Source organism: Haloprofundus halobius (assembly GCF_020097835.1).
GTDB lineage: Archaea > Halobacteriota > Halobacteria > Halobacteriales > Haloferacaceae > Haloprofundus > Haloprofundus halobius.
In genome coordinates this window covers 1,964,331-1,988,726 of record NZ_CP083666.1, presented here as the reverse complement: position 1 = coordinate 1,988,726, position 24,396 = coordinate 1,964,331, and the positions used below count along the sequence as shown (strand labels likewise).

The 24,396-nt window shown below is 66.5% G+C and carries 29 protein-coding genes; 16 read left to right on the top strand and 13 right to left on the bottom strand.

Translation table 11 applies throughout. The annotated features are described in order from the left end of the window. Positions 1-36 precede the first annotated feature (36 nt). Together polX and LAQ74_RS10430 are read left to right on the top strand one after the other, a co-directional pair. A complete protein-coding gene (polX, locus tag LAQ74_RS10435; RefSeq protein ID WP_224332489.1) occupies positions 37-1,785 on the top strand; it encodes a DNA polymerase/3'-5' exonuclease PolX in 1,749 nt (582 codons plus the stop codon). A gap of 1 nt (position 1,786) precedes the next feature. After that, positions 1,787-2,278, top strand: coding sequence for a Mut7-C RNAse domain-containing protein (locus LAQ74_RS10430; protein WP_224332488.1), 492 nt, complete (start codon positions 1,787-1,789; stop codon positions 2,276-2,278). A gap of 22 nt (positions 2,279-2,300) precedes the next feature. Here the strand turns inward: LAQ74_RS10430 and LAQ74_RS10425 are convergent, their stop codons facing one another. Beyond that, complete coding sequence (locus LAQ74_RS10425) at positions 2,301-3,287, bottom strand: YihY/virulence factor BrkB family protein (protein ID WP_224332487.1); 987 nt, start codon at positions 3,285-3,287, stop codon at positions 2,301-2,303. A gap of 238 nt (positions 3,288-3,525) precedes the next feature. On the opposite strand from LAQ74_RS10425, the gene LAQ74_RS10420 reads away from it, so the two are divergent. Continuing rightward, a complete protein-coding gene (locus LAQ74_RS10420) occupies positions 3,526-3,813 on the top strand; it encodes a DUF5789 family protein (protein ID WP_224332486.1) in 288 nt (95 codons plus the stop codon). Between the two features lie 45 nt (positions 3,814-3,858). Further along, positions 3,859-4,308: a DUF302 domain-containing protein gene (locus tag LAQ74_RS10415; RefSeq protein ID WP_224332485.1), complete on the top strand. Its 450-nt coding sequence runs from the start codon at positions 3,859-3,861 to the stop codon at positions 4,306-4,308. A 3-nt stretch (positions 4,309-4,311) separates the two neighbouring features. Here LAQ74_RS10415 and LAQ74_RS10410 read toward each other — a convergent pair whose 3' ends face one another. From LAQ74_RS10410 to LAQ74_RS10400, 3 genes are all read right to left on the bottom strand, one after another. Beyond that, positions 4,312-4,479 (bottom strand): hypothetical protein, encoded by a 168-nt coding sequence (locus tag LAQ74_RS10410; protein ID WP_425498482.1) that lies wholly within the window; start codon positions 4,477-4,479, stop codon positions 4,312-4,314. Positions 4,480-4,526: 47 nt separating this feature from the next. After that, a complete protein-coding gene (gene nreA, locus LAQ74_RS10405; protein WP_224332484.1) occupies positions 4,527-5,825 on the bottom strand; it encodes a DNA repair protein NreA in 1,299 nt (432 codons plus the stop codon). A gap of 213 nt (positions 5,826-6,038) precedes the next feature. Further along, positions 6,039-7,010 carry a transcription initiation factor IIB gene (locus LAQ74_RS10400; RefSeq protein ID WP_224332483.1) on the bottom strand — a complete coding sequence of 324 codons (972 nt, stop codon included), beginning with the start codon at positions 7,008-7,010 and terminating at the stop codon, positions 6,039-6,041. A 177-nt stretch (positions 7,011-7,187) separates the two neighbouring features. On the opposite strand from LAQ74_RS10400, the gene rnhA reads away from it, so the two are divergent. Beyond that, positions 7,188-7,781 carry a ribonuclease HI gene (gene rnhA, locus LAQ74_RS10395; protein ID WP_224337225.1) on the top strand — a complete coding sequence of 198 codons (594 nt, stop codon included), beginning with the start codon at positions 7,188-7,190 and terminating at the stop codon, positions 7,779-7,781. Beyond that, on the top strand, positions 7,774-8,340 hold the full coding sequence (locus tag LAQ74_RS10390; protein ID WP_224332482.1) for a DUF7108 domain-containing protein: 567 nt from the start codon (positions 7,774-7,776) through the stop codon (positions 8,338-8,340). The genes rnhA and LAQ74_RS10390 overlap by 8 nt, the downstream gene beginning before the upstream one ends. Here the strand turns inward: LAQ74_RS10390 and LAQ74_RS10385 are convergent. Then, complete coding sequence (locus tag LAQ74_RS10385) at positions 8,321-8,677, bottom strand: PadR family transcriptional regulator (protein ID WP_224332481.1); 357 nt, start codon at positions 8,675-8,677, stop codon at positions 8,321-8,323. The two genes, LAQ74_RS10390 and LAQ74_RS10385, sit on opposite strands and share 20 nt — an antisense overlap. A gap of 321 nt (positions 8,678-8,998) precedes the next feature. Between LAQ74_RS10385 and LAQ74_RS10380 the strand changes: the two genes are divergently transcribed. From LAQ74_RS10380 to LAQ74_RS10365, 5 genes are all read left to right on the top strand, one after another. Further along, positions 8,999-9,532, top strand: a complete 534-nt coding sequence (locus tag LAQ74_RS10380; protein WP_224332480.1) for an inorganic diphosphatase — start codon at positions 8,999-9,001, stop codon at positions 9,530-9,532. 97 nt (positions 9,533-9,629) lie between these two features. Beyond that, on the top strand, positions 9,630-9,752 hold the full coding sequence (locus LAQ74_RS20370) for a hypothetical protein (RefSeq protein WP_255647672.1): 123 nt from the start codon (positions 9,630-9,632) through the stop codon (positions 9,750-9,752). A 237-nt stretch (positions 9,753-9,989) separates the two neighbouring features. Continuing rightward, complete coding sequence (locus tag LAQ74_RS10375) at positions 9,990-10,910, top strand: rhomboid family intramembrane serine protease (RefSeq protein ID WP_224332479.1); 921 nt, start codon at positions 9,990-9,992, stop codon at positions 10,908-10,910. A gap of 3 nt (positions 10,911-10,913) precedes the next feature. Continuing rightward, positions 10,914-11,684 (top strand): endonuclease V, encoded by a 771-nt coding sequence (locus tag LAQ74_RS10370; protein ID WP_224332478.1) that lies wholly within the window; start codon positions 10,914-10,916, stop codon positions 11,682-11,684. Between the two features lie 69 nt (positions 11,685-11,753). After that, positions 11,754-12,584 carry an SDR family oxidoreductase gene (locus LAQ74_RS10365; RefSeq protein WP_224332477.1) on the top strand — a complete coding sequence of 277 codons (831 nt, stop codon included), beginning with the start codon at positions 11,754-11,756 and terminating at the stop codon, positions 12,582-12,584. Between the two features lie 20 nt (positions 12,585-12,604). Here LAQ74_RS10365 and LAQ74_RS10360 read toward each other — a convergent pair whose 3' ends face one another. Together LAQ74_RS10360 and LAQ74_RS10355 are read right to left on the bottom strand one after the other, a co-directional pair. Continuing rightward, complete coding sequence (locus LAQ74_RS10360) at positions 12,605-13,843, bottom strand: ArsA family ATPase (RefSeq protein ID WP_224332476.1); 1,239 nt, start codon at positions 13,841-13,843, stop codon at positions 12,605-12,607. Between the two features lie 91 nt (positions 13,844-13,934). Continuing rightward, entirely contained in the window at positions 13,935-15,032 is a 1,098-nt protein-coding gene (locus tag LAQ74_RS10355; RefSeq protein WP_224332475.1) for a pyridoxal phosphate-dependent aminotransferase, read from the bottom strand. Between the two features lie 95 nt (positions 15,033-15,127). Here LAQ74_RS10355 and LAQ74_RS10350 point away from each other — a divergent pair, with 95 nt between their 5' ends. Both LAQ74_RS10350 and LAQ74_RS10345 read left to right on the top strand, forming a co-directional pair. Further along, on the top strand, positions 15,128-15,649 hold the full coding sequence (locus tag LAQ74_RS10350; RefSeq protein WP_224332474.1) for a CinA family protein: 522 nt from the start codon (positions 15,128-15,130) through the stop codon (positions 15,647-15,649). Between the two features lie 66 nt (positions 15,650-15,715). Then, entirely contained in the window at positions 15,716-16,216 is a 501-nt protein-coding gene (locus LAQ74_RS10345; protein ID WP_224332473.1) for a metal-dependent hydrolase, read from the top strand. Between the two features lie 49 nt (positions 16,217-16,265). Here the strand turns inward: LAQ74_RS10345 and LAQ74_RS10340 are convergent, their stop codons facing one another. Then, on the bottom strand, positions 16,266-17,000 hold the full coding sequence (locus tag LAQ74_RS10340; protein ID WP_224337222.1) for a PHP-associated domain-containing protein: 735 nt from the start codon (positions 16,998-17,000) through the stop codon (positions 16,266-16,268). 124 nt (positions 17,001-17,124) lie between these two features. Here LAQ74_RS10340 and LAQ74_RS10335 point away from each other — a divergent pair, with 124 nt between their 5' ends. Next, positions 17,125-17,436 carry a DUF7565 family protein gene (locus LAQ74_RS10335; protein ID WP_224332472.1) on the top strand — a complete coding sequence of 104 codons (312 nt, stop codon included), beginning with the start codon at positions 17,125-17,127 and terminating at the stop codon, positions 17,434-17,436. A gap of 160 nt (positions 17,437-17,596) precedes the next feature. Here the strand turns inward: LAQ74_RS10335 and LAQ74_RS10330 are convergent, their stop codons facing one another. From LAQ74_RS10330 to LAQ74_RS10310, 5 genes are all read right to left on the bottom strand, one after another. Next, positions 17,597-18,034, bottom strand: coding sequence for a transcription elongation factor Spt5 (locus tag LAQ74_RS10330; RefSeq protein ID WP_224332471.1), 438 nt, complete (start codon positions 18,032-18,034; stop codon positions 17,597-17,599). Position 18,035: 1 nt separating this feature from the next. Beyond that, entirely contained in the window at positions 18,036-18,209 is a 174-nt protein-coding gene (locus tag LAQ74_RS10325; protein ID WP_224332470.1) for a protein translocase SEC61 complex subunit gamma, read from the bottom strand. A gap of 93 nt (positions 18,210-18,302) precedes the next feature. Next, complete coding sequence (gene ftsZ, locus LAQ74_RS10320; RefSeq protein ID WP_224332469.1) at positions 18,303-19,448, bottom strand: cell division protein FtsZ; 1,146 nt, start codon at positions 19,446-19,448, stop codon at positions 18,303-18,305. Between the two features lie 147 nt (positions 19,449-19,595). Next, positions 19,596-20,972, bottom strand: a complete 1,377-nt coding sequence (locus tag LAQ74_RS10315) for a D-aminoacyl-tRNA deacylase (RefSeq protein ID WP_224332468.1) — start codon at positions 20,970-20,972, stop codon at positions 19,596-19,598. Positions 20,973-21,052: 80 nt separating this feature from the next. After that, the gene (locus tag LAQ74_RS10310; RefSeq protein ID WP_224332467.1) at positions 21,053-22,396 is read right to left on the bottom strand and encodes a sodium:calcium antiporter; all 1,344 of its coding nucleotides are present in this window, start codon (positions 22,394-22,396) and stop codon (positions 21,053-21,055) included. A 199-nt stretch (positions 22,397-22,595) separates the two neighbouring features. Here LAQ74_RS10310 and LAQ74_RS10305 point away from each other — a divergent pair, with 199 nt between their 5' ends. Both LAQ74_RS10305 and LAQ74_RS10300 read left to right on the top strand, forming a co-directional pair. Beyond that, positions 22,596-23,423, top strand: coding sequence for a shikimate dehydrogenase (locus LAQ74_RS10305; RefSeq protein ID WP_224332466.1), 828 nt, complete (start codon positions 22,596-22,598; stop codon positions 23,421-23,423). Between the two features lie 44 nt (positions 23,424-23,467). Then, a complete protein-coding gene (locus tag LAQ74_RS10300; RefSeq protein ID WP_224332465.1) occupies positions 23,468-24,346 on the top strand; it encodes a helix-hairpin-helix domain-containing protein in 879 nt (292 codons plus the stop codon). The last annotated feature ends 50 nt before the right edge of the window (positions 24,347-24,396 follow it).

Here is a 24,396-nt window from a genome sequence, read left to right as displayed (position 1 = left end):
ACACGACGACGGCCCCGCGCCGACGGGGTGGTCCGCGTGACGACCAACGCCGAACTCGCCGCCCGCTTCGAGGAGTTCGCACAGTACCTCGAAGCCCAGGGAGTGGAGTACAAACCGCAGAGCTACCGCCGCGCCGCCGAGAACATCCGGAGTCACCCCCGCTCCGTCGCCGACCTCGCCAGAGAGGGCCAAGACGCCGTCGAGGAGATAGACGGCGTGGGTGACGCCATCTCCAGCAAGGTCGTCGAGTACGTCGAGACCGGCGAAATCGAGGAGCTCGAGGAACTCCGCGCCGAACTCCCGGTCGACATGGTCGCGCTGACGAGCGTCGAAGGCGTCGGTCCGAAAACCGTCGGCGACCTCTACGAGGCGCTCGGCATCACGACACTCGACGAACTGGAAGCCGCCGCCGAATCGGGCGAGATACAGGAGGTGAAGGGGTTCGGCGCGAAGACCGAGCAGAACATCCTCGACAACATCCCGTTCGCTCGCCAGTCCCAAGAGCGCGAACTACTCGGGGACGCCCGCCCGGTCGCCGACGAACTGCTCGCGTACCTCCGCGACGACGACGGCGTCGAATCCGCGGAGGTCGCCGGGTCGATTCGCCGCTGGCGCGACACCATCGGCGACGTGGACGTGCTCGCCGCCAGCGCCGAAAGCGAGTCGGTCGTCTCGACGTTCGCGGACTGGCCGAACGCCGAGAGCGTCATCGAGGCTGGCGAGCACAAGGCGAGTCTCCGCTCGAACGGCATCCGCGTCGACCTCCGCGTCGTCGTCCCCGAGGAGTTCGGTTCCGCGCTGCAGTACTTCACCGGGAGCCGCGACCACAACATCCAACTGCGCAACGTCGCCATCGACCGCGACCTCAAAATCAACGAGTACGGTATCTTCGATATCTCAGAGGTCGACGACCCCGACGCGGGCCAACGCGTCGGCGACAGAATCGGCGGACGCACCGAGGCCGAAATCTACGACGTGCTGGATATACCCGTCATCCCGCCGGAACTCCGCGAGGACAACGGCGAGATTCAGGCGGCGCAGAACGGTACGCTCCCGAACCTCGTCGAGGAAGGCGAGATTCGCGGCGACCTGCACACACATACCGACTGGTCCGATGGGGCCAATACCGTCGAGGAGATGGTCGCCGCGGCCGCCGAGCGTGGCTACGACTACCACTGCGTCACCGACCACGCGACCGGTCCGGGGATGGTCGGCGGGGTCGGTCTCGAGGACGACGACCTCCGCGAGCAGATGGACGAAATCGAAGCCGTGCGCGAGAGTTCCGACATCGAGGTGTTCCACGGCGTCGAGGCGAACATCGACGCCGAGGGAGGAATCTCCGTCGACGACGACCTGCTGGCCGAACTCGACGTCGTCGTCGCCTCGCCGCACAGCGCGCTCGACCAGGGGCGCGAAGAGGCGACCGAGCGCCTCGTCGCGGCCGTCGAACATCCCGAAGTCGACGTTTTGGGTCACCCGACCGGCCGCCTCATCAATCAGCGCGCGGGGCTAGACCCCGACTTCGACCGTCTCGCCGCGGCCGCCGCCGAGCACGGCACCGCGCTCGAAATCAACGCGAACCCGGCGCGACTCGACCTCTGGGGTGAGGTCGTCAAGGTGGCCGTCGACGCGGGTGCGACCATCGTCGTGAACACCGACGCACACAGCCCCGGCGAGTTCGACAACGTCCGCTACGGCGTCCACACCGCCCGCCGCGGCTGGGCGGAGACGGCCGACGTGCTCAACGCACGAGACGCGGCGGGCGTCCGCGAGTTCGTCGACTGAGATGGGCGGGGAATCCGGGATGTCGATTCGCTCCGTGAACCCCGAGAACACGCCGCTGTTGCTCGACGTGATGCTCGGCAAACTCGCGGTGTACCTGCGCATGTGCGGCTACGACGCCGTCTACGCGCTCGACAGAGCGGTAGAAGCCGACGACCGGTTGCTGGCAGTCGCCGAGACGGAGAATCGCCGCCTGCTCACGCGCGACGTGCAACTCGCCGAGCGCGCCGCCGACGGCGTCCTGCTCGAATCGCGCGCCGTCGTCGACCAGTTGCGAGAACTCCGAGACACCGGATTCGACCTCTCGCTCGACGAGGTACCCGCCCGCTGCGGGCGGTGCAACGGTTCGGTCGAACGCGTCGACGACGGCGAGGAGACACCGGAGTACGCGCCCGACCCGAGCGAGCGAGCGGTGTTCCGGTGCACTCGCTGCGGGCAGTACTTCTGGAGGGGAAGCCACTGGGACGACGTAGAAGAGACGCTGAATTCGCTCTAAGTCGAGCGGCCCAACCGACCGTTCAGCGACCGTCGTCGTTTCGGCTGGTCCACTCGTCGCAGGCGGCCATGTCGTCCATCAGTTCGCTGTGGCGGTGGCAGTACGGCCGCATCCCGCCCTCGGTCCGGACGTACTGGAAGTGCGCACAGCTCCCACAGTAGCTGTCGCCTTTCGGCCGCTGAGGTCGGCTCGGCGTCTCCGGGGACAACACCTCCGCGTCGCCGGGGACGGGGTCGTCCAACGGCGAGTAGATGTCCGAATCCGTCGCGCCGCCGTCGCTGACGGTCGAGTTACCGGTGCTTCCCCATCCGGAGGAGCGGTCCGTCTCGGACGTGTCGAACCGGTCCCGTGACGAGTGCTTCGAGGCACCGCCGACCGTGCTGACCGAACTCTCTTCTCTCGGTTGGTTCGTCTGCGTCTCCACCTCACCGTCGGGGGTTGCGCCGAGCAGTCCGACGCCGCCGAGTCCCTGCACGGCCGAGCGTTCGACCTCCACGATTCTCGTCTCACCCTGTCGCGTGATCTCCATGCGGACCGTCCCGCCGGGGTCGTTTCGCGTCTTGAAGTTCGCGACGCCCGCGAACAGACACCAGAAGGTGGTGACGCTACCGAGGAAGTACAGTCCGACCGTCGGCAGCGTGAGGTCCATCCGTTCGCCGCCGCAGGTCGCGCCGGACCACTGACAGGGGTATGCCTCCCAGAACAGCGCGACACCCGCGAGGGTGACGAGCGCGCCGACGACGGCGGCGAAACGAGTTTGCCGGCCGGCGGGGAGGACGGCGAAGATGCCGAGAAACACCGCCGGAACGCCCAGTCCGCCGAGCGTTATCCCGAGCTCTCGCGCCTGCCACAGCGGCGCCTCGGGTCCGACGAAGAAGTTCGTCGTCGAGGCGAGGATACCGAGGACGACGAGTAGTGCACCGGTGAGAAACAACCCGATACCGGCGTACAACCGACGGTGACTCGCGTGTCTCGTTCCCGCCCTGTACGCCTCCGAGAGACTCGTCATGGCCGCGGCTACGTAACCCCCCCACAAAACGATACGTCAGACGTGCGTCGGACGTGGGGCGCTAATCCCTCCGAACGCCGAGCGAGGCGACCGAAACCAGCCGTCTGCGACGATCGTTCACTCCTCCGGTCGATTCCGTGCTCTGGATTGGTCGCCTCCGCTACCACCAACGTCGCCGACACCGCCGCCGCGGAGACGGGTCGAAGAGATTAATGTCGGCGGTGGCAAACCGCCGGGTATGGCTGACGACGATGCGGAAGACGAGGGTCCAGTCGTCGAACTCGGCGACGGTGAACCGGTCGACGGCACGCCGCTTGCACGGGTCGCGTCGCGACTGACCTGGCCGCAGCAGGCGAGTAGCATCCGACGGAAGGAGGGCGACGCAGTCGTTCGGACGCCGGACGGCCCGCAGACGCTCTCGGACGTACTGGACCGCGTCGACGAGACGTACTTCGACACGCGGCAGACGTTCGTCCGCGAGATTCACGCTGTCGTCGGCGACGGCCCGGTCGAAACTTCGAACTGAGCGACGACCGCCCCGTTTTTTGCGCCGACGCCCCGACCGTGAGACATGGCTCTGCCAATCGACCCGTCGGCGCTCGACGCCGGCGACATCGGCGAGAAGCGCGCGACGCTCCAGATGGACCACGAGGACGCCGTCGAACACGTCCGTGAGACGTTTCTCGACGCCGGATTCGGTATCCCGGCGGAGTTCTCACCCTCGGAACTACTCAACGAGAAGGTCGACGCCGACCGCGACCCGTACTACGTGCTCGGCGCGTGCAACCCGGCTATCGCCGACAGAGTGCTCGACGCCTCCGACAACGAGATGGGCGCGCTGTTCCCCTGCAACGTCGTCGTCTGGGAGGAGGAACCCGGCGTACAGACGGTGTACCACGTGAGTATCATGCGCATCGCTCGTCTCACGGGTATCGCCCCCGACGACGAGGAGATGGCCGACATCGTCGCCGAAACAGGTCAGTTGGTCGACGAGGCGTACGCGAACCTCGATACGGCGTAGTCGCTACGGTCGATTGCCGGTGGCGATTCGCTCCAACGAGTCAGCCATCGACGCGGTGTCTTTGCGGATTTTGTACAGCAAGTACAGCGCGATGATCGGGACGAGCGCCATCAGGAGGTAGAACACGCCGAGAAACGCGAGAATCAGCAGTTCCGGACCTCCGGGAACCATCTGTAACGGGAGTATAGTCCACAACTACTAAGTCGAATTACAAGTAGCTACTCGTCGCCCGGACTCCCGACGCCGAAGTCGGCGAGATTCGTCTGCAACCCGGCGACCATCGCCGACTTCCGTCGGAGGTCCGCCATCGACACCGGGAGTACATTCGCCACCTCACGAACCGCGTCGGCGAACGTCTCGCTCTCGCCGTGTTCGCCCTCGAACGCGTGGCGGACCGACTCGCGGACCTGCCAGACACCGACCGGTCCCCAGTACTCGTCGGAGACGTGCCGGAGGACGAGCACTTTCGCCTGTCGGCCGATATCCGAGAGCTGTTCGAGCACGCCGAGTCGGGCGGCGTAGTACGCGCCCGCCGTCTCGTCGACGTACCCCGTTCGGCCCTCGAACCCTTCGCGGTCGCTCGACAGCCACGTCCCCGACTCGGGGTCGGGATTCCAGATGCTCCCCGGAGCCTTCATCTCGACGAGTTCGTACTCCCACTGGCCGGGCGCGAGGATGACCCAGAACGCGTTGCCGAGGTACTCGTTGCGCCACACCTGCACGGTGTCGACACTCGGCACGTCCCGAATCGTTCCGCGGAGGTACTGGCTCACGGTGTCGTCGACGGCGGTGATGGACCACCGCGTCGGGACGAGCCGGCGGCTCGCGGACTCGCCGAGTGCGCCCGCCGAGAGCACCGTGTTGATGTCGTACACGTCGAGGCCGCGGCGGTAGAGGTACGTCATCGCACCCTGCGCCTGCCAGTCGTCGTCTTCGAGCGTCTTCTTCACGGGTCGCGGGACGTGCGGATTCTCCGCGAGGTCGGCCGACTGTGCCCGGGCGCGCGGTCCCGTCGGCGTCGCCACGTCGGTTCGACCCACGTCGAAGTCGAGATCCGGGCGACCGTCGAGACCGATCTCGACCGACACCGGTCGGTCGGCGATGGCGACTTCGCGCTGGACGCCGAGGAAGCCGTCCCACACGTCGTGGACGTTCGCCTCCGCGCCCACTCTCACCCCGGCGGATTGAGTCGAGTTGAGCAGGCTCGTCCGGCGCTGGAACACGTCCTCGATGCCGATGCCCTCGTCGTACCACGCGCCGCTGGTCTCGAACGTCGCGGCGTCGTCTTCGAAGCCGACCGGCGAGAGGATACCCGTCGAGACGTTCGGGTAGTTCGCGCGGCCGACGAAGATAGACGGGGAGACGCTCCCGAACAGCGAGTCGTCCTGCACTCGCTCGTCGAACCGGTGTTGGAAGGATTCGAGGTGGTCGACGATGGCGTAGGACTTCTCCATCGCCAAGCGCCGTCTTTCGGCGCGTTCGTTCGCCTCGAACTCGATGTAGTCGTCGAGCCGCATCGGCTGAGCTAGCCGCGCAGCGGGTAAGAAGCTTCGGCATGTCGTCACGGCGGCGACTTGCGAGCAGGCGATTCGGTCGAATTTCCGGTGACGTGAGGGCGAACATGTCATCAGCAGCGCCACTTCGACGACCGGCGAATCGCACACCCGCGGTCGGTCGTCGGTCAGGTATCAGAACACACGGTTGGGTGGTCCCGACTTCGTATCTAAACCTTAGCTCGGAATCCCCATCGCCTCGATCTGCTCTTGGTAGCGATTGCGAATGGTGACCTCGGTCACCTGCGCGACGTCGGCGACTTCGCGCTGGGTCTTCTTCTCGTTACAGAGCAGCGACGCTGCGTAGATAGCCGCTGCGGCGTAGCCAGTCGGTGATTTCCCCGAGAGCAATCCCTGCTCGGCCGTCTCGTCGATTATCTCGTTGGCCTTCCCCTGCACTTCCTCGGAGAGGTCCAGCGCCGAGGCGAAGCGCGGAACGTACTGCTTCGGGTCGACCGGTTCGAGTTCGAGCCCGAGTTCCTGGGAGACGTAGCGGTACGTCCGACCGATCTCCTTTCGCTCGACGCGCGATACCTCCGACACCTCTTCGAGGCTGCGCGGGATTCCCTCCTGTCGGCAGGCGGCGTACAGCGCACTCGTCGACACGCCCTCGATGGAGCGCCCGCGGATGAGGTCCTCTTTCAGCGCGCGGCGATAGATGACCGACGCGACCTCACGAACGGAGCGAGGAACGCCGAGTGCCGACGACATGCGGTCGATTTCCGAGAGCGCGAACTGGAGGTTACGCTCGCCGGCGTCCTTGGTTCGGATACGCTCCTGCCATTTGCGCAGGCGGTGCATCTGGCTGCGTTTTTCAGAGGAGAGCGAGCGGCCGTAGGCGTCCTTGTCCTTCCAGTCGATCGTCGTCGTCAACCCCTTGTCGTGCATCGTCTCGGTGATGGGTGCACCGACGCGCGACTTCGACTGGCGCTCGGAGTGGTTGAACGCCCGCCACTCCGGCCCTCGGTCGATGTTCTGCTCTTCGACGACCAGTCCCGTCTCCTCGTGGATGAGTTCACCGTCTGCGGTCCGCACCAGGTCATCGGGGTCGATGTCGTCGAGTTCGTCGGCGTCGGCCGTCTCTTCGGCCGACTGCTCGCCTCGTCCTCGTCGCCGCTCGCGCCGCCGCTCACGAGTGGGTCCTGCCATCGTGTTTATGTAATAGTACGCTGGAGGTTGTTAAAATCTGGGTCGGCGGAGAGGACTGGCATGCGCGGCGAAGATGGCGGCGGTGACGAGTGGCCGACGACAGGGGTGACGGCGATGACGATGACGCCGGCGACGAAAGACGAACCGCCTTTCAGTCGAGCGCCCGCATCTCCGTCGATGCCGACTATCGAGTGCGACGCCGACGTGGCCCGAGAACGACTGGAGGCCGCCGGCGTCGACGTCTCTCCGGGAAATACCGACCACGAGCGGTGGCGTGCGAGCCGCGGAGACGCCGTCGCCGTCGCGTACGATTCGAAGATCGTCGTTCAGGGAGCGAGTCCGTCCGACCTCGCGCTACTGCTGCAGGAGGGGGGCGGCCGCGGCCACGTCTACTTCGACGGTGCGAGCCGCGGCAATCCCGGACCGGCGGCTATCGGATGGGCCATCGTCACGAGCGACGGCATCGTCGCCGAAGGCTCCGAGCGAATCGGCGAGACGACGAACAATCGTGCGGAGTACGATGCGCTCGTCAGGGCGCTGGAAGCGGCTCTCGACTACGGTCTCAGCGAAGCCGACGTACGCGGCGACTCACAGCTCGTCGTCAAGCAAGTCCGCGGTGAGTGGAAGACGAACGACCCCGGACTGCGCGAACGACGGGTGAAGGCGAACGAACTGTTGACGGAGTTCGACCGGTGGACCCTCGAACACGTCCCGCGGGAGATAAACGAACGCGCCGACAACCTGGCGAACGAGGCGCTCGACGATGGCTGAACTCCCCGAAGATGTCCAGACGACCGCAGAGCGACTGACTCGACTCGCGCGCGACGCGGTCGACCCGAACGAGGCCGAGGCGTACCGAGAGCGACGCGACGCGTCACTTGCCGACCACGGCTACACTGCCCGCTACCGCGAAGCCGACGACACGCTCGTCCTCTACCCGGCGGAGTGGATCGACGACGACGGTACAGTCGCCCTCGATCGAATCGACGACACGGACCGGGCGGTGGAGCGGTCGCTCTCGGGGACCGGCAAGGAGGACGAGTGGGAGGCCGTAGAAAAACACAACGCCAGTTTGGTTGCTGCTGTCGAATCGTCGTCAGGTTCCGACCACGCCGCCAACGCCCGTGCGTTCGCCGACTTCATGAGCAACCATTACGTGCGGCGGGTCGAGACGGCGGGTGTACCGGAGATACGGGAGTTTCTCACGGAGTACTATCCGCGCAACTCCTGGCCGACTGAGGCGCAAAAAACGGCGGTTCGTGAGTCGCTCGAACGATTGTTCGAACAGGCCGGGGAGGAACTCCCCGACGTTACTCGTACGACGCGATAACGTCGCGAACTTCGTCTGCCCGGCTTTCGTCAGTGACGAACTTCGAGAGTACCCAGTCGAGACGGTCCAGTACTGCCGAGTGCCCGGTTTCGGTCAGTTCGTACTGGTTCGTCCGCTTGTCGAGTTCGCTCTTCTCGACGAGCCCCATCTCGACGAGGTCGTCGAGGTTGGGGTAGAGCCTCCCGTGGTTGACCTCGGTGCCGTAGTACGACTCGAGCTCGCGTTTGATGGCGAGGCCGTACATGGGTTCCTCGGCGAGAATGACGAGGATGTTCTGTTGGAACGCAGTTAGGTCCCGTGCGCTGCCGGAGTCGTTGATTGTTTGTGCCTCTGACATACGTATTAAAATGTCATCTTACTATTTAACGCTTCTCAACTCAACATTTGTTTCTGTTATTGGCAACCGAACACGCACGCTACGGGATCTGTTGGATTTCGCTTACACCTGTCGGAAATTGTTTGTTGTTTCCGACAAGCGTACGTTTCCCGACGTGTCTCGTCGAGTGCTCGGTCTCGAACTGTCGTATCCTTCCCACGATGATTAATTCGGTACAGACGAAAGAAGTTTGTGGCCAATCCGTCGAACGTGAGCGGGGTGTACACACGCCTCACAGCCGTCCCGAAAACCATTTCCCTCGGTTGACGGAACTACGGACGCATGACGAATCTCTGGGAGGACCTCGAGACAGGTCCCGACGCACCGGAAACCATCTACGCCGTCGTCGAGTGTCTGAAAGGCGAGCGCAACAAGTACGAGTACGACAAGGACATCCCCGGCGTCGTCCTCGACCGGGTACTGCACTCGAACGTTCACTACCCGAGCGACTACGGCTTCATCCCGCAGTCGTACTACGACGACGAGGACCCCTTCGACGTGCTCGTGCTCGTCGAGGACGCGACGTTCCCCGGTTGCATCATCGAGGCGCGCCCCGTCGCCCTGATGAAGATGGACGACGACGGCGAACAGGACGACAAGGTCATCGCCGTTCCGACGGAGGACCCACGCTTCCAGCACATCGAGGACCTCGAAGACATCCCACAGCAGAAACTCGACGAGATTGACGAGTTCTTCAAGACGTACAAGAACCTCGAGAAGGGCAAGGAAGTCGAAACGCAGGGTTGGGAGGACAAGCAGGCCGCGATGGACGCCATCGAGCACGCCCAGGACCTCTACAACGAGCACTTCGGCTGAGTCGACGAGTATTCGTCGGGCGCATCTCGCGCCCGCCCACCGATGAATTATGCGCATGGGTAATTTTTAGTGGTCGCGTGGGCTACCTACGGTCGAGATGGCAGCGAAACAGCCGCGACTCGGCGTCGACCACGTAACCGTCGTTCCGACGAACTTCGAGCCCCCAGAGGAGTTCGCCGCCGCGGCCGCCGAGGACGGAGACGAAGAGACGACGGAGTAACTACTGCGTTCGACGAGAGCACCACGTCCGAGGCGGCAACACCGACTGGTCCGCATCTCCCGCGGCGAGACGGAGTGGGATGTCCGCGCACGGGCGTCCGCGAGTCACCGGCGTTCGTGACTCCGGGTGTCGGCGTCGTTCACCGGCGGACGTGCGAGTTCGCGGGGCAGGAGCCTTCGCATCCCGAATCGCCCGAGAGGCAAACCCCTTTTACGACCCCACGACTACGGAGTCACAATGGCAGAATGTCACGAGTGCGGCGAGTACGAAAGCTTGCCGTACCAGTGTCGGCGCTGTGGCAACGCCTTCTGCGCCGAACATCGCCTCCCAGAGAACCACAACTGTCCGGGGTTGGACTCGTGGGACGACCCGAGCGGCGTCTTCGAGAGCAACTTCGACGACAGCGTCCGGACCGGCGGCAGTTCGGAGGGCCTTCTCGACCGCGTGACCGGCACCGGCGGTCCGCTGGGTTACTTCCGCGGGAACCTGACGTACATCTTCCTCGGTCTGATGTGGCTCACGTTCATCTCCGAGTACATCGTCGGCTACCTCCTCACCGGCACTCTCGTCCCGCAGGTCACCGCGTACGGAAACGTCCCGGCGTGGCGGAGCATCTTCCTTCTCACCTCGGAGAACCCCGAGTACGTCTGGACGTGGGTGACCGCCATCTTCTCGCACGGCAGCTTCTTCCACATCGCCGCCAACAGCATCGCGCTGTACTTCTTCGGCCCGCTGGTCGAGCGCTATCTCGGTGCGAAGCGCTTCACCGCGCTGTTTCTCGTCAGCGGTGCCGTCGCCGGACTCGCGCAGGTCGGTACCGCCCTCGCCACCGGCGAGTCGTCGGCCGTTCTCGGCGCGAGCGGTGCCGTGATGGCGATTCTCGGCCTGCTGACCGTCGTCAACCCGGACCTGCGCGTGATGCTGCTCATCCCGCCGATTCCGCTCCCCATCTGGGCGCTGACGGCGTTCTACGTCGTCTTCGACCTGACGGGAGCCATCACGCCGATTCTCGGCGGCGGTATCGCCCACTACGCCCACCTGACCGGTCTGCTCGTCGGCCTGCTCGTCGGCCAGTACGTCAAAGGTCAGCGCAACGTCCCCAACCGCCTCAACTTCGGCGGCGGAGGCGGAAGGGGCGGCGGCCGCCGACGCTACTGACCAATGCGGCCCGCCCGTCCCGAGTTCGCCCCCGACCCGACGCTCTCGCGCGAGGAGATGGAACAGCTCCAGCGCGACATCGCCGACGCGGCCCGCTTCGAGGACGAGTTCGACTTCGACCCCGCGGCCGTCTCGACAGCCGAATCGACGCTCGTCCCACGGGAAGACCGACCGCTCGTCGCGGGCGTCGACCAGGCGTTTCTGGACGAGAAGGCCGTCAGCGCCGTCGTCGTCGCCCGCGGCACCGAGGTCGTCGAACGCGCCTTCTCGGTCTCCGACCTCTCGATCCCGTACATTCCGGGCTTGCTCTCCTTCCGCGAGGGCGGTCCGATTCTCGACGCGTTCGAGAGCCTGGAGACGGAACCCGACTTCGTCGTCTTCGACGGCAGCGGTCGCATCCACTTCCGGCAAGCGGGGTTGGCGACGCACATGGGCGTCGTCCTCGACGTGCCGAGCGTCGGCGTCGCCAAAGGACTGCTCTGCGGCACGCCGCGTGAGTCGGTCGAGGGGCGACCCGAAGGCTGGCGCACGCCCGTTGAGGCGAACGGCCGCGTCGACGCGCTGGACGGGACGGTTATCGGCTACGCCTTCCAGTCGCGGCAGTACGCGTCGAGTCGGAAGATAAACCCGCTGTACGTCAGCCCCGGCCACCGCGTCTCCGCGGAGACGACCGTCGACCTCGTCGAACGGCTCTGCGGCGGCTACAAACTCCCGGAGCCGACGCGGCTGGCCGACGCCTACGCCGACGAGGTGAAACGGGAGTACCGCGAGTGAGCCACCGAGTCCGCGTTCGCTGACCCGCGAACGCCGTACAGTTAACTATCCCGGCGACGACGTTTCGGTGTGAAACCAGAGACTGTCCTCATCACTGGCTGTTCGTCCGGTATCGGTCGCGCCACCGCCCGGGCCTTCCTCGCGGAGGACTGGGTGGTGTACGCGACGGCGCGCAACCCCGCCGACATCCAACAACTCGGCGAAGAGGGGTGCGAACTCGCGACGCTCGACGTGACCGACCAGGGCGACGTCGACCGGGTGGTCGACCGTATCGTCGACGAGCAGGGCGCGATTCATTGCCTCGTCAACAACGCGGGCTACGGGCAGTTCGGCCCCATCGAAGACGTGCCTACTGAGGCGGTCGAAAAGCAGTTCGCCGTCAACGTTTTCGGCCCCCACCGGCTCATGCGCGCCGTACTCCCGCACATGCGGGCGGAGGGCGACGGCACCATCGTCAACGTCTCCAGCGTCGCCGGCCGCGTCTCGTTCCCCGGTAGCGGCGTCTACTCGGGGTCGAAGTTCGCGCTCGAAGCGATGACCGACGCGCTGCGCGCCGAAGTCGAGGAGTACGGCATCGACGCCGTCCTCGTCGAACCCGGGCCGGTCGAGACGCAGTTCACCGACCGCGCCGAGGAGGAGGTCGACGACGGGATGGAGCGCTCGGGCGCGTACGAGTCGTTCTACAAACTGTTCGAGGACACGCAGGCGCTCGGCGGCGGCGGACCCGGCGCGGTGCCGCCGCGGCGCGTCGCCGAGGACATCGTCAACGCCGCCAGCGCGACGAAACCCGCCGCGCGCTACCCGGTCGGCATCGTCGCCGATGTCGGGTCGTTCGCTCGCTTCCTCCCCGACGGTATCCGGGACAGCCTCTACGGGCTCGCGCGGAAGCTCGGGTCGTAGGCGGGTTCCGGCGGACGTCTCTACGCCAGACACGCCGCGACGACCCGCAAGGCCTCTTCTCCGCGAACCTCGTCGGCGAGAAGCGGGACGCGCTTCACGTCGCGGCCGCGGAACAGCTCCGTCGCCCGGCGGAGCGAGCGCTGCTGGACCTGCCAGCGCCGCTGGCAGAACTCGCAGTGTTCGGGGTCGGGCGCGACCGTCCACTCGGGGTCGATACCCGCGACGTCGCTGGGGTCCTCCATCACCCGGTTGACGACGAGCGTCCGCACCGGAATCCCGAACTCGTCGAGGCGCGCGACGAGGCGCTCGGACTCAACGACGCTCATCTCCTCGGGAATCATCACCACCCGGAAGTCCGTCCGCTCGGGGTCACGAAGCACCGCGCGGAGCCGTTTGATTCGCTCCTTGGCCTCCTCCAGTTGCTCCATCCCGCTCGGGCCGGGGTCCGCGCCGCCGAACATCCCCTTCAGATTATCCACCATCCCGCGCATCCGCTCGCGGAACGTGACGAGACGGCCGACCATCGAGTCGAGCATCTCCGGCAGTTGCAGCAGGCGGAGCGTGTGGCCCGTCGGCGCGGTGTCGACGACGACGCGGTCGAATCGCGGATCGTCCATGTGTTCGAGCAGTTGCCGCATCGCCGCCATCTCGTCCGCTCCGGGCATCGTCCCGTCGAGCAGCGGGTGGCCGCCCTCGCCGTTGTCGTCGGCGGCGAAGGGGTTCTCGTCGCCGCCGAAGGGGTTTCCACCGTCTCCAGCGCCGCCCGCGCCGCCCGCACCGCCCATCCCACCCATTCCACCGAACATGTCACCCATGCCCCCCATCCCGCCGAGTGCGTCGCCGCCCTCGCCGAACAGCCCCTCGTCCATCGCTGCTTCGGGGTCGATTTCGGCAGCAAACAGGGGGATCTCCTCGCGGATGCGCGTCGGTTCCGCGGGAATCTCGCCGCCGAGCGTGTCCGACAGCGAGTGGGCGGGATCGGTCGAGACCACGAGCGTCGTCGCGCCCTCGGCGGCGCTGCGCAGCGCCGTCGCCGCCGCCATCGTCGTCTTGCCGACGCCTCCCTTCCCGCCGTAGAGGACGAACTCCGCGGCGTCGACGTCGCCCGGGAGCTCTGAGAGGTCGGCGGCCGCCTCGACTTCCACGTCTATCGACGCAGCCGAGTCGTCGTCGCCGCCGGGAGCGTCGCGCTCGTCGCCCTCGTCGGAGTCGCCGGAGTCACCGACGACGTCGACGGGTTCCACGTCGAGATTTGCCATACGCCCCCTCGCGTCCGAGCGCTTGTGTACCCGTCGGTTCAGTCGTCGTGCGGGCGTCAGAATACGGAGGTGTTCGGCGCGGAGCGAAGACTCAGAAGTAGTCCGCCAACCGCTTCGCCGCCTCCTGCGCGCGCGGCGTGACGAGCGCGAACCGAACCCACTCGTCGCGGGCGGGGCCGAACGCCTCGCCGGGCATCCCGGCGACGCCCGCCTCGTCGATGAGGCGCTCGACGTTCTCCATCGTTCCCGGGAAGCCGTCGAACCGCGCGAGCACGTAGAACGCGCCCTCCGGTCGGGTGTAGTCGGCTCCGGCGGCGTCGAGCGCGTCGGTGAACGCGGCGATACGGTCGCGGAGCATCGCGCGCGTCTCCTCGTAGTAGGTCGGGTCGGTCTCGCGCAGCGCCCGCAACACGGCGTACTGCGCGGGGTTGCTCCCAGCGACGTTGACGAGCATGTGCCGGGTCTTCGCGGCGTCGACGAGCGCCTCGGGGAAGATCGCGTAGCCGACGCGAAAGCCGGTGATGGCCATCGACTTCGAGAACGCGCTGGTGACGATGCGGTGCTCGGAGTCGATGGTGAGCGCGCTCTCGAACTCGCCCGTGTAATCGAAGTGGTCGTACACCTCGTCGGCGACGAGGAGCGCGTCGACCTCCTCGGCGAGCGCGACGAGTTCTTCCATCGTCTCGCGGTCGTAGACGACGCCCGTCGGGTTGTTCGGCGTGTTGGCGACGATGAGCGCCGTCTCCTCCGTGGCCGCCTCGCGCATCGCATCTACGTCTATCTCGCCGCCCTCGGCGACGGGGACGAGCGTCACGTCGCCGCCGAGCATCCCCGCCTTGCCGGGGTAGTACGGGTACACCGGGTCGGTGAGCAACACCCCGTCGCCCGTATCGCGCTCCAGCGCCCGTGCCATCGCCAGGTAGTTCGCTTCGCCCGCGCCGTTGGTGACGACGACCTGCGAGGCGTCGACGTTGCGGCGCTCGGCGATCTCCTCGCGGAGCTCCGTGAGTCCGGCGCTGGGGCCATACTGGAACGCGTCGGCGTCCGCGTCGGCGAACTCCCTGAGCCCGTCTCGCAACGCCGTGGGGGCGTCCCAGTCGGGGTTGCCGCTCACCATGTCGACGACGTCGCGGTCGGCGGCCTCGGCGTAGCGCATCACCCGGAAGAACAGCGGTTCCTCGTACTCCATGGTACGGCGTCGGACGGCGGGTAGTTGCCTCTTTCGTCCGCGGTAGACGAGGAACTCGGTAGAGACTTTTGCGGACCGGGGCCGTACCACCGCTCATGCGAGATCACGCGGACGACCCGCCGGTCGAAGAACGCCTCGGCGACGCACTCCGAGAACGCGGCGACACCGTCGCCGTCGCCGAGTCCTGCACGGGTGGCCTCGTCGGGTCGCTCCTGACCGACGTACCGGGGTCGAGCGACTACTTCGACCGCTCGGTCGTCACCTACTCCTACGACGCCAAGCGCGACCTGCTCGCCGTCTCCCGCGAGTCGCTCGACGAACACGGTGCCGTCAGCGACGCCGTCGCCCGCGAGATGGCCCAGGGCGTCAGAGACACCGCGGACACGACGTGGGGCGTCGCGACGACGGGTATCGCCGGTCCGGACGGCGGCAGCGACGAGAAACCGGTCGGCACCGTCTACGTCGGCCTCGCGTACGCCGCCGAGTGGGGGACCGGCGAGTCGTACGCGACCGCGACGCGTCACGAGTTCGACGGGTCGCGACTCGACGTGAAAGAGCAGTTCGCGCGAGCGGCGATGGAGACGCTGGAAGATGCGTTGGTCGAGCGAAGCGGGTGAAGACGGGGCGCTCGCGGCGACAGGTGGAAACGTTTGTATCCGTCCGGTTCGACGGACCGTCGTCGGATGAACAAGAAAGGTCACGTGTTGAACGCCGCCCTCCTCAGCATCGGTCTCGGGTACGTGCTCGAACCGTCGGGCGACGTGCCGACGTTCGTCGCCATCGCCGAGATGACCGTCCCGCTCGTCCTCGGCGCGCTGTTTCCGGACGTCGACACGGCGTTCGGCAAGCACCGAAAGACGCTGCACAACTTCCTGGTCCTCGGCATCTTCGTCGCGTTCCCGATTCTGTTCGACAACCTCCACTTCGTTTGGATCGGTGTACTCACACACTACATCTTGGACCTGTTCGGCAGCAGACGGGGGTTGGCGTTCTTCTACCCGTACGAGAAGGAGTACAGCCTCCCCATCGGCGTCACCACGTCGAGTAAGTGGGCCGACCTCGTGACGGTGCTCATCACGCTCGCGGAGGTCGCGCTGTTCGCGGCGGTCCACTACTATGTGGTGCCGCTCGACGGTGGACTCGACGGCGGACTCGACGCGGTCACGACGCTGCTCGGGCTCTGAGCGTCCCACTCGGCGTAGTTCGCACACGGCCGAACACGGCGGTCGACGTTCAGTACACCGTCACGTCGTCGAATCGACCCTCGTAGACGAGTTGTCGCGGGTGAGTCGGTTCGGTACCCGACAGCAGCAGGCGGTCTATCTTCCCCCACGTGTTCTCGTAGCCGAGATGGGCGAACTCGGCGAGGTTTCTGACTCGGTGGCCGAGTCCCGGCCGGTGGTCGATACGGCGCGGGACGTCCTCGCGAAGCGCCGTCGCGAGGGCCGCCTCGGTGTCGATACGCCGGTCGAACTCGGTCCATGCCTCGCCGACGTTGCCGCGGAGGTGGGCGTACGACGACCCGAACCCCGGTTTGTCGAACTCGGCGGCGATGCGCGACGATCGGCGGTTCTGGTGCGGGAAACACTTCCCGTTGTACGTCTCGACGGCGTGCAGTTCGTCGCGGAACGTCGCTACCTCCGCGCGGCCGAGACTCACGTTCAGAAACGAGGGGTGCGGGACGAGCACGGCCGCCTCCTGTCGTCGGCACTCGGCGAGCGCACCCTCGATGGTGATGAAGTCGGGGACCGGTTCCGAGAGGCCGATGGCGAGGAGGTGGTTGCGGTCGTTCCACGGGCCGGTGAACAGTTCGCGCGCGGGGACGACGAGCAACTCGTCGTCGGAGAACCGGTCGGCGCGGGCGCGAATCGTCGGCAGGCGCGTGAAGTGCGGCGCGTAGACGAGCACGTCGACGCCGCGGCGCTTCGCTCGGGCGACGACACGCTCGTCCAAGCACTTGATGTGCATGTCGATTCGCGTCCGTTCGCTTCCACTCACAGTCTCCGTCGTGAGAGTACTCAATTAGGGGTTGCTATTCTGCGTCGCCGCCCGAGGGAAAACGGTTTTATCAGTTCCCTACATGTCGGCGGATATGTCGCTCTGGACGTGTGGTGTCGCAGGCTGTGACGCACGGTTCGAAGACGCCGAAGCCGCCGTCGTCCACCAGACCAACGAACACGAACGCACCGAGTGCAAAGTCTGCGGCGCCATCGTCCCGGAAGGCTACTTCGCGATTCGCCACGCGTTCGACGAACACTCCCGCGCCGAATACATCCGCGCGTACAACGCCGACTCCGCGGCGGTCCGCATGCGCGAGGGTATCCAATCGGCCATCGAGGAGGAGGCAGACCTCCAGCGCATCGTCGAACAAGTCGACGCGAGCGACCGCACGGAGCCCGAGTAACTCGGCTCTCGGTCGGCGGTGCTGCGTCTACGTCGCGTATACGCATCGAGCGGCCGCTATCGTAGTGTGTCGGGAGTAGCAGAGAGGTAAACGAACCGCCGCCCGTCTCAGCACTCTTCGTTGCCTCTTCGCGGCGTAGCCGCGAGCATCGTTCGAGGAGCTACCGCTCCTCTGAATCGAGCACGCGAATCTGGTCGCCGCGGACCGTCACCGGAATCGGGACCGTCGCCTCGTACAGTTCGACAGTCACCTGGTCTTTGGCCTCGTCGATGCGCTGGACGCGCGCTTTCTCGCCCTTGAACGGGCCGGCGATGAGTTCGACGATGTCGCTCTCGGCGATACCCTCGACGTCGGGCGTCGGCGAGAGGAAGTGCTCGACCTCCGCGAGGCTGGAGTTGCCGGGGACGATGCTCCGAGCGTGCGGAATCTCGTCCATGAGGCGTTCGAGCACCGCGGTGTTGTCGGCTTCGACCATCACGTAACTCGTCAGCGAGTCCGGCGCGATGACGGCGTGTATCTCGGGTTCTTCCTTCGTGGCGAGCATGTCGGCGACGGTGCGCTCCTGTCTCGCCGTCGTCTTCACGGCGAAGATACCCATCTCACATGCCTCCGGGGAGGAAACTCATCACCGCGAAGATGACGAAACCGAGGAAGCCGACGAGGAAGATGCCGATGCCGGCGATCTTGGCGATCTGGCTGAACTCCTCCCACTCGGGGGTACTCGCCATCTTCAGCACCCGTACGTAACTCGTGAGGTCGTATTTTACGTCCATGTTGTCACCGATAGAGCGTGATGCCTTTTCTATCTATTGAATACACGGCGGTCGAGTCGGTTCGAGAGACCAGCCGCCGGTTCCGTCCGCCGACTACTCGACGAAGTCGATATCCTCGGTCTGCTGCGGTTGCTGGCTCTGTTGTGCGCCGGGTTCGTCCGAGCGGCCGTAGATCTGCGGCGAGTCGACGCCCGTAACGACGATCATCGTCCGCATCTGGCCTTCGAGTTCCTCGTCGATGGAGGTACCCCAGATGATGCGCGCGTCGGGGTCGATGCGGTCGTAGATCTCCTCGACGACGCCCTCGGCCTCCTCGATGCTCATGTCGGAGCCACCGGTGACGTTGACGAGCGCCGAGTTCGCGCCGGAGATGTCGACGTCGAGAAGCGGCGAGCGCAGCGCCGACTTCACGGAGTCCTGCGCCTTCTGCTCGGAGTCGGACTCGCCGAGACCGATCATCGCGACGCCGCCTTTCTCCATGACGGTGCGAACGTCGGCGAAGTCGAGATTGACGAGGCCGGGCTTCGTGATGAGTTCCGTGATGCCCTTGACCGAGCGCATCAGGACCTCGTCGCTCACTTTGAACGCCTGTCGAACCGGCAGTTTGCCGACGGCGTCGAGCAGGCGGTCGTTCGGGACGACGATGACCGTGTCGGCGACGTCGCGGAGCCGTTCGAGACCCGCTTCGGCGTTCGTCCGTCGGACCTCGCCCTCCGCGGTGAACGGCGTCGTCACGATGGCGATGGTGAGCGCACCCGACTCGCGGGCCGCCTTCGCGACGACGGGCGCCGAACCGGTACCGGTGCCGCCGCCGAGACCGGCGGTGACAAACACCATGTCGGAACCGTCGATGGCGTCGTGAATCTCCTGTTGGCTCTCGATGGCGGCCTCTTCGCCGACCTGGGGGAGCGACCCCGCCCCGCGGCCCTGGGTCTTCTCCTGGCCCATCAGAATCTTCGTGTCCGCGGAGGTGTCGACGAGATGTTGAACGTCTGTGTTGGCGGCGACGAGACTCGCGCCGTGAATCCCCTCTTCGGCCATGCGGTTGACCGTGTTCCCACCGGCTCCGCCACAGCCCACGACGGTGATGTTCGTCTGGAGGTCTTTGAGGATGTCCTGCAATTCGTCGTCCGTCATCGTCCCCGAGCGCGGCGCGTCCGCGCCGGCGTCGAATTCCTCGCCGCCGGCCCCACCCGACTGTTCGGCCTCGTCTATTGCTTCGTCGACGATCGAGTCCATATTTATGCGCAAAGCTTACTGAGCGGCCTTAATTATCTTTTCCCCCTCGCGTCGGACGGTCGTCTGACAATTTTTCCAACCGGGTAACCGGCGATTTATCCGTACAGATAGCCGACCAGTTAGCCCGCCGGAAACCCGTCTGGCGGTTTAGTACGAGAACGTGACCGTTCGGTCGACGTGTACCACGTCGGGGTCGATTCGCTCGCCCTCGTGTTCGACGGCCTGCCCCGCTGCGAGTCTGCCGAACGCCGGTCCCTCCGAGATGCCGAGCGTCTTCGCGCGCTCGGGGTCGAACGCGCGCTCATGTGCGCGGACGATTTTCGCGCCCTCGTCGCGTTCGACCTCGCCGTACTTCGCTTCGAGAACGTCGACGAGCGCGTCGACGAGCGCGTCGTAGTCGCTTCCGTCGTCTCCGTCCGCGACCGCCGCTCGGCCAACCGACCGCGTCCCGCTCTCCCGCGTCTCGAAGGCGACGCTGTGGTCGAGTACCGCCTCACGCACCGCGTCGGCATCGATGCCCTGCGCCTCCGCCAGCAGTTCGGCGGGGAACTCGACGACCGAGAACCCGTCGGGGTCGTCGACGCGTCGACTGCCGAATCGGAGGCCGTCGTCGACGGTCGACAGCTCGTCTTCGAGCGCCGAGACGACAGAGAGCGGTCGGTCGCCGACCTCCCGGAGCCACGTCTCGCTCACCACCTCGTACCCTACGTCCTCGACGGTGGATTCGAGGTCGGGGTTCTCGCCATCGACGAGCGCGTAGTCGGCCGCGCTTCGCTCGAACGCTCGTTCGAGCACGTCCCGATTCGCCTCGGGCGCGCCCATCGCGTCGAGTTGCCAGTCCGCGCCGACGTGGCCGACGGCCCACTCGGTCTCGCGGACGATGCGGCCGAACCGCGGCGCGTAGTGGCCGCCACCGAAGCCGACGACGTGTCGGTTGGGTTCGTCGTCGCCGTTTCCGTCGAGATTCACCGACGTGCCGCGAAGGTCGAGAATCGCCGCGGCGACGGCGCGGGCCGCCGGCGTGTCTTCCCACTGAGTGTCGTCGCTGCCGAGTTCGACGAACATCGAGGGCAGCGAGAGATCCGTGGGCCCGTGGTGGGTCGCCTCGATGCCGACCTCGTACCCGTCCGGCGCGTGTTCGGCGAGCGCGTTCACGACCGTTTTCTGTGCACCCGGACAGGCACGGGCGAGTTCTCGGTCGTTGCCGCCGTACTTCTCGGGGCCGAAGTTCCCGGTGAAGTGCGCAGTGAGAAGCGCCCCGGTGTCGCCGGAGTGCCGGGAGGCGAACACGAGGAATTCGGCGTCGGCACCGGAGTCGACGAACGCCGCCGCGGGGTCGTCGAGGTAGATGTGGAGGTCCTCGAACGTCCGGAGCTCGAAGCCGTCGGTTCGGTAGACGGTGCCGCCGCCGTCGGCGTCCGAACGGCTGTCGTCTTCGTACCCCTCCCAGTCGGCGAGTTCGAGCAGGTGCTCGCCGATGTGTTCCGATGTGTAGTCGGCGCGACTGACGACGATGGCAATCACTGAACGGTCGTAGGCGCGGCGGCGGTAAAACGAGTCGGAAATCGGTTCGCGGTCGGGCGAGTCGTCGAATCGAGGGGTGTTCAGTCGGCGCGTTCGGCCTGCGTCTGGCCGCTTCCGAACGCGTCCTGGGCGGTGTGTGCGGTCCGGTCGAGCAGTTCTCGAAGCCCGTCGCGGCGTGCGACGAACAACACCGTCCCGAGCACGAGGTAGACGACGGTGTATCCGAGGAGTACCTCGATAGTGCCAATGCCGAACGGGAGCGAGACGAGGTCTCGGATGAGGAGGAACTCGATTGCGACCTGCGAGACGAACAGCACGAGCAAGGCGACGGCCTCGCGGGCGCTGATGGTGAAGTTCACGAGCACCGCGAGCGCGAAGAAGCTCTGGGCGGCCGTGATCCAGATTTCGGCCGACTGCTTGAAGTCGAACGGGAGGTGGCCGACCTCTCCCGCCGCGATGCTGTAGACGACCGCGAGCGTCCCGATGAGCAGCGTCCACTGGTTGAGCTTCGAGGAGATGAGCGCGTTGAACCCGGCGGTCGACCGCGCCTTGTTGACGAGGTAGGCGACGACGATGAGTTCGGGGCTCTCGCTGGCCAGCGGTGCGATCCACTGAATCATGAAGAACGCTGGGATTCCCAACTCCGTGCCGAGCAGTTCGAGACCGTGGGCGAACGGGTGAACGGCGGTGTAGATCATCGCACCGGAGTACACGAACAGCGTGAGAACGACGGCGACGCGCCCGCCCCTCGGGTATCGGTGGAAGTACGCCGGGACGCCGACCTGCTGTTCGTGTTCCTCGACGTCGCCACGGACGATGACCGCGATGTAGAGGAGGTAGATACCGACGAGCACGACCGTGTCGAGGATACCGATGCCGTCGCGGAGCGGCACGAGGAAGGCGTACGCCGTCGCCGCGAGCAGAAACGTGATCTCCGTCGAGATGTCGCGGTCGAGGTGGACCACGTTCGCGAGCAGGCCCGACCGCGACTCCACGGCCGGGTCCGACGCGCTCTGTGCGCGGTAGATGGTGAACAGCGCGATGCCGGACCACCCGAGTCCGATGAGGATGCGGTTCGCACCGGTCATGTTGGCGACGGCGAGGTTCGCGGCCTCCGCGCCGCGAGGCGTGCCGACGTTCGCGCCGGCGGTCCACGCGTACAGCGCGTCGACGGCGTACTCGGGGGCCACGGCCAGTACTGCCAGCACCGCGATGGCGAACGCCCGCGGCACGTCTTTCTCGGCCGTCTCGGCGCCCCACGCGAGGAGGAACGACGCCCCGAGGACGGCGATACCGCTGATCGCGACGACCCAGAGCGTCGGCAGCGACTCGGCCGACCCGGTCGCCCAGAGGTAGATCCAGGGGAGGGTGAGCCCTGTCGTGGCCGCGACGGCCGCGAGCGGGTGTCGAAGAACTGAACTCATCGTCGGTAAGGTCCCGAGTGAGGGACCTATTTCTTCTGCTTCGAGGCGCTCGCGCGGAATAAGGCTCTCGTCTCCTCAACGCGCCCGGTCCGGGTTCCACCGGACCCGCACGGCCCGGTTTTCCCCGACCCGTCCGGCCCGTCCGGCCCGATTCGCCGCCGTCGCGGCGTTTATGTCCGTTCCGCCGCCACCGGGAGGCATGCAGGTGTTCGGACTCGTCGGCAACCCCGTCGGTCACTCGCTCTCGCCGCCGATGCACGAGGCGGCGTACGACTCGCTCGGCATGGACGCCCGGTACGTCACCTATGAACCGTCCCCCGAACGGTTCGCGGCCGCCCTCGACGGGGCGGACGCGCTGGGTATCACCGGCCTGAACGTCACGATTCCGTTCAAACAGGACGCGCTCGAACTCGTCGATGCCGACCCCTTCGCCGAGCGAATCGGCGCGGTCAACACGATCGACTTCACCGGCGACAGCGACACACCGCGCGGGTACAACACCGACGCCGCCGGCGTCAGTCGGTCGTTCGCCCGCCACGATGTCTCGCCGGACGGTGCGGACGCCGTCGTCGTCGGCGCGGGTGGGGCGGGTCGCGCGGCGGCGTTCGCGCTCGCCGACGAGGGCGCGGCGGTCCACGTGGCCAACCGAACCGCCTCGCGCGCGGCGGAACTCGCCGCCGAACTGAACGACGACGGAGAGAGCGAGCACACCGCCACCGCGGGCGACCTCGACTCGCTCGCCACGAGCGTCCCGGACGCCGACGTGCTCGTCAACGCGACGAGCGTCGGGATGGAGTCCGACGAGACGCCGGTTCCGGCGCCGCTGCTCCACGAGAATCTAGCGGTGCTCGACGCGGTGTACGCGCCGCCCGACACCCGACTCCTCCGTGAGGCCCGCGAGGCGGGTGCGACGACCATCGACGGCGCGTGGATGCTGCTGTATCAGGGCGTCGTCGCCTTCGAGCGGTGGACCGGCCGAGAGGCGCCCGTCGACGAGATGGACGCCGCTCTCCGGTCGCGGCTGTAACTTGTCGGGGGCTTTTAAATACGGAGGCATCATACTACCGGCCAATGGCACTCTTGGACAAGCTCAAGTCGTTGCTCGGCCTCAACGGGTCGACCGACGAGCGCGAGCGCGACCCGTCCGTGACGGTCGAACGCGACACGCGAACGCAGGCGAGTACGGAGACGGAAGCCGCCGTCAAAGGAACCGACGAAGCAGCCGAACCCACCGCAGGCACCGACCCCGACGACTCTACCGGAGACACCGAATCCGCCGAACCCGCCGCCGATAGTGCCGCCGCGGCGTCGACGGAGTCGTTGGTCGACGAAGATGCCGAGGACGAGGCCGCGGCGGAACCGGCGGAGGCCGCAGGCCCCGAGAGCGACGAACTGGACACCGACCTCGAAACGGAACTCGACGAGTCGGACGACTCCGACGAGTCCGGCGAGACCGTCGACGACGAACCGGTCGTCGAGGAGGCGGAACCGCTCGCCGAGGAGGAACCCGTCGCGGAGGCGGAGGGCGAGGCCGAGGACGAACCGCTCGCCGAGGACACCGACGCGACGGCGTCGACGGAGTCGATGGTCGACGAGCACGCCGACGGTGCCGAGGGAGCGGAACCGGCGGAGGCCGCAGGCCCCGAGAGCGACGAACTGGACACCGACGTGGAGGACGTCGGCCCCGACGACGAGGAAGACTTCGACGTGGACCACGACGACGAGAGGGTCGTCGACGGCGAAGACGAACTCGGCGCCGAATCGGCCGAATCGACCGTCTCCGTCGACACCATCAAGGGAATCGGTCCCGCCTACGCGCAACGCCTCGCCGACGCCGGCGTCGAGACAGTCGCCGACCTCGCCGACGCCGACGCCGCCGAACTCGGCGAACAGATAGACGTCTCCGAGAAGCGCGTCGACACGTGGATTGCGCGCGCTCGGGAGCAGTAACGCCGACACCCGCCGAGAACGCAGGCGGCCCCCGAGTCGCTCCGACACAG

What these genes read in the sequence shown, in the direction of transcription:
- LAQ74_RS10430 (WP_224332488.1), top strand. Translation starts at nt 1,787, where the DNA reads ATGGGCGGGGAATCCGGGATGTCGATTCGCTCCGTGAACCCCGAGAAC.
- LAQ74_RS10425 (WP_224332487.1), bottom strand. Translation starts at nt 3,287, where the DNA reads ATGACGAGTCTCTCGGAGGCGTACAGGGCGGGAACGAGACACGCGAGT.
- LAQ74_RS10420 (WP_224332486.1), top strand. Translation starts at nt 3,526, where the DNA reads ATGGCTGACGACGATGCGGAAGACGAGGGTCCAGTCGTCGAACTCGGC.
- LAQ74_RS10415 (WP_224332485.1), top strand. Translation starts at nt 3,859, where the DNA reads ATGGCTCTGCCAATCGACCCGTCGGCGCTCGACGCCGGCGACATCGGC.
- LAQ74_RS10410 (WP_425498482.1), bottom strand. Translation starts at nt 4,479, where the DNA reads ATGGTTCCCGGAGGTCCGGAACTGCTGATTCTCGCGTTTCTCGGCGTG.
- nreA (WP_224332484.1), bottom strand. Translation starts at nt 5,825, where the DNA reads ATGCGGCTCGACGACTACATCGAGTTCGAGGCGAACGAACGCGCCGAA.
- LAQ74_RS10400 (WP_224332483.1), bottom strand. Translation starts at nt 7,010, where the DNA reads ATGGCAGGACCCACTCGTGAGCGGCGGCGCGAGCGGCGACGAGGACGA.
- rnhA (WP_224337225.1), top strand. Translation starts at nt 7,188, where the DNA reads ATGCCGACTATCGAGTGCGACGCCGACGTGGCCCGAGAACGACTGGAG.
- LAQ74_RS10390 (WP_224332482.1), top strand. Translation starts at nt 7,774, where the DNA reads ATGGCTGAACTCCCCGAAGATGTCCAGACGACCGCAGAGCGACTGACT.
- LAQ74_RS10385 (WP_224332481.1), bottom strand. Translation starts at nt 8,677, where the DNA reads ATGTCAGAGGCACAAACAATCAACGACTCCGGCAGCGCACGGGACCTA.
- LAQ74_RS10380 (WP_224332480.1), top strand. Translation starts at nt 8,999, where the DNA reads ATGACGAATCTCTGGGAGGACCTCGAGACAGGTCCCGACGCACCGGAA.
- LAQ74_RS20370 (WP_255647672.1), top strand. Translation starts at nt 9,630, where the DNA reads ATGGCAGCGAAACAGCCGCGACTCGGCGTCGACCACGTAACCGTCGTT.
- LAQ74_RS10375 (WP_224332479.1), top strand. Translation starts at nt 9,990, where the DNA reads ATGGCAGAATGTCACGAGTGCGGCGAGTACGAAAGCTTGCCGTACCAG.
- LAQ74_RS10370 (WP_224332478.1), top strand. Translation starts at nt 10,914, where the DNA reads ATGCGGCCCGCCCGTCCCGAGTTCGCCCCCGACCCGACGCTCTCGCGC.
- LAQ74_RS10360 (WP_224332476.1), bottom strand. Translation starts at nt 13,843, where the DNA reads ATGGCAAATCTCGACGTGGAACCCGTCGACGTCGTCGGTGACTCCGGC.
- LAQ74_RS10355 (WP_224332475.1), bottom strand. Translation starts at nt 15,032, where the DNA reads ATGGAGTACGAGGAACCGCTGTTCTTCCGGGTGATGCGCTACGCCGAG.
- LAQ74_RS10350 (WP_224332474.1), top strand. Translation starts at nt 15,128, where the DNA reads ATGCGAGATCACGCGGACGACCCGCCGGTCGAAGAACGCCTCGGCGAC.
- LAQ74_RS10345 (WP_224332473.1), top strand. Translation starts at nt 15,716, where the DNA reads ATGAACAAGAAAGGTCACGTGTTGAACGCCGCCCTCCTCAGCATCGGT.
- LAQ74_RS10340 (WP_224337222.1), bottom strand. Translation starts at nt 17,000, where the DNA reads ATGCACATCAAGTGCTTGGACGAGCGTGTCGTCGCCCGAGCGAAGCGC.
- LAQ74_RS10335 (WP_224332472.1), top strand. Translation starts at nt 17,125, where the DNA reads ATGTCGCTCTGGACGTGTGGTGTCGCAGGCTGTGACGCACGGTTCGAA.
- LAQ74_RS10330 (WP_224332471.1), bottom strand. Translation starts at nt 18,034, where the DNA reads ATGGGTATCTTCGCCGTGAAGACGACGGCGAGACAGGAGCGCACCGTC.
- LAQ74_RS10325 (WP_224332470.1), bottom strand. Translation starts at nt 18,209, where the DNA reads ATGGACGTAAAATACGACCTCACGAGTTACGTACGGGTGCTGAAGATG.
- ftsZ (WP_224332469.1), bottom strand. Translation starts at nt 19,448, where the DNA reads ATGGACTCGATCGTCGACGAAGCAATAGACGAGGCCGAACAGTCGGGT.
- LAQ74_RS10310 (WP_224332467.1), bottom strand. Translation starts at nt 22,396, where the DNA reads ATGAGTTCAGTTCTTCGACACCCGCTCGCGGCCGTCGCGGCCACGACA.
- LAQ74_RS10305 (WP_224332466.1), top strand. Translation starts at nt 22,596, where the DNA reads ATGCAGGTGTTCGGACTCGTCGGCAACCCCGTCGGTCACTCGCTCTCG.
- LAQ74_RS10300 (WP_224332465.1), top strand. Translation starts at nt 23,468, where the DNA reads ATGGCACTCTTGGACAAGCTCAAGTCGTTGCTCGGCCTCAACGGGTCG.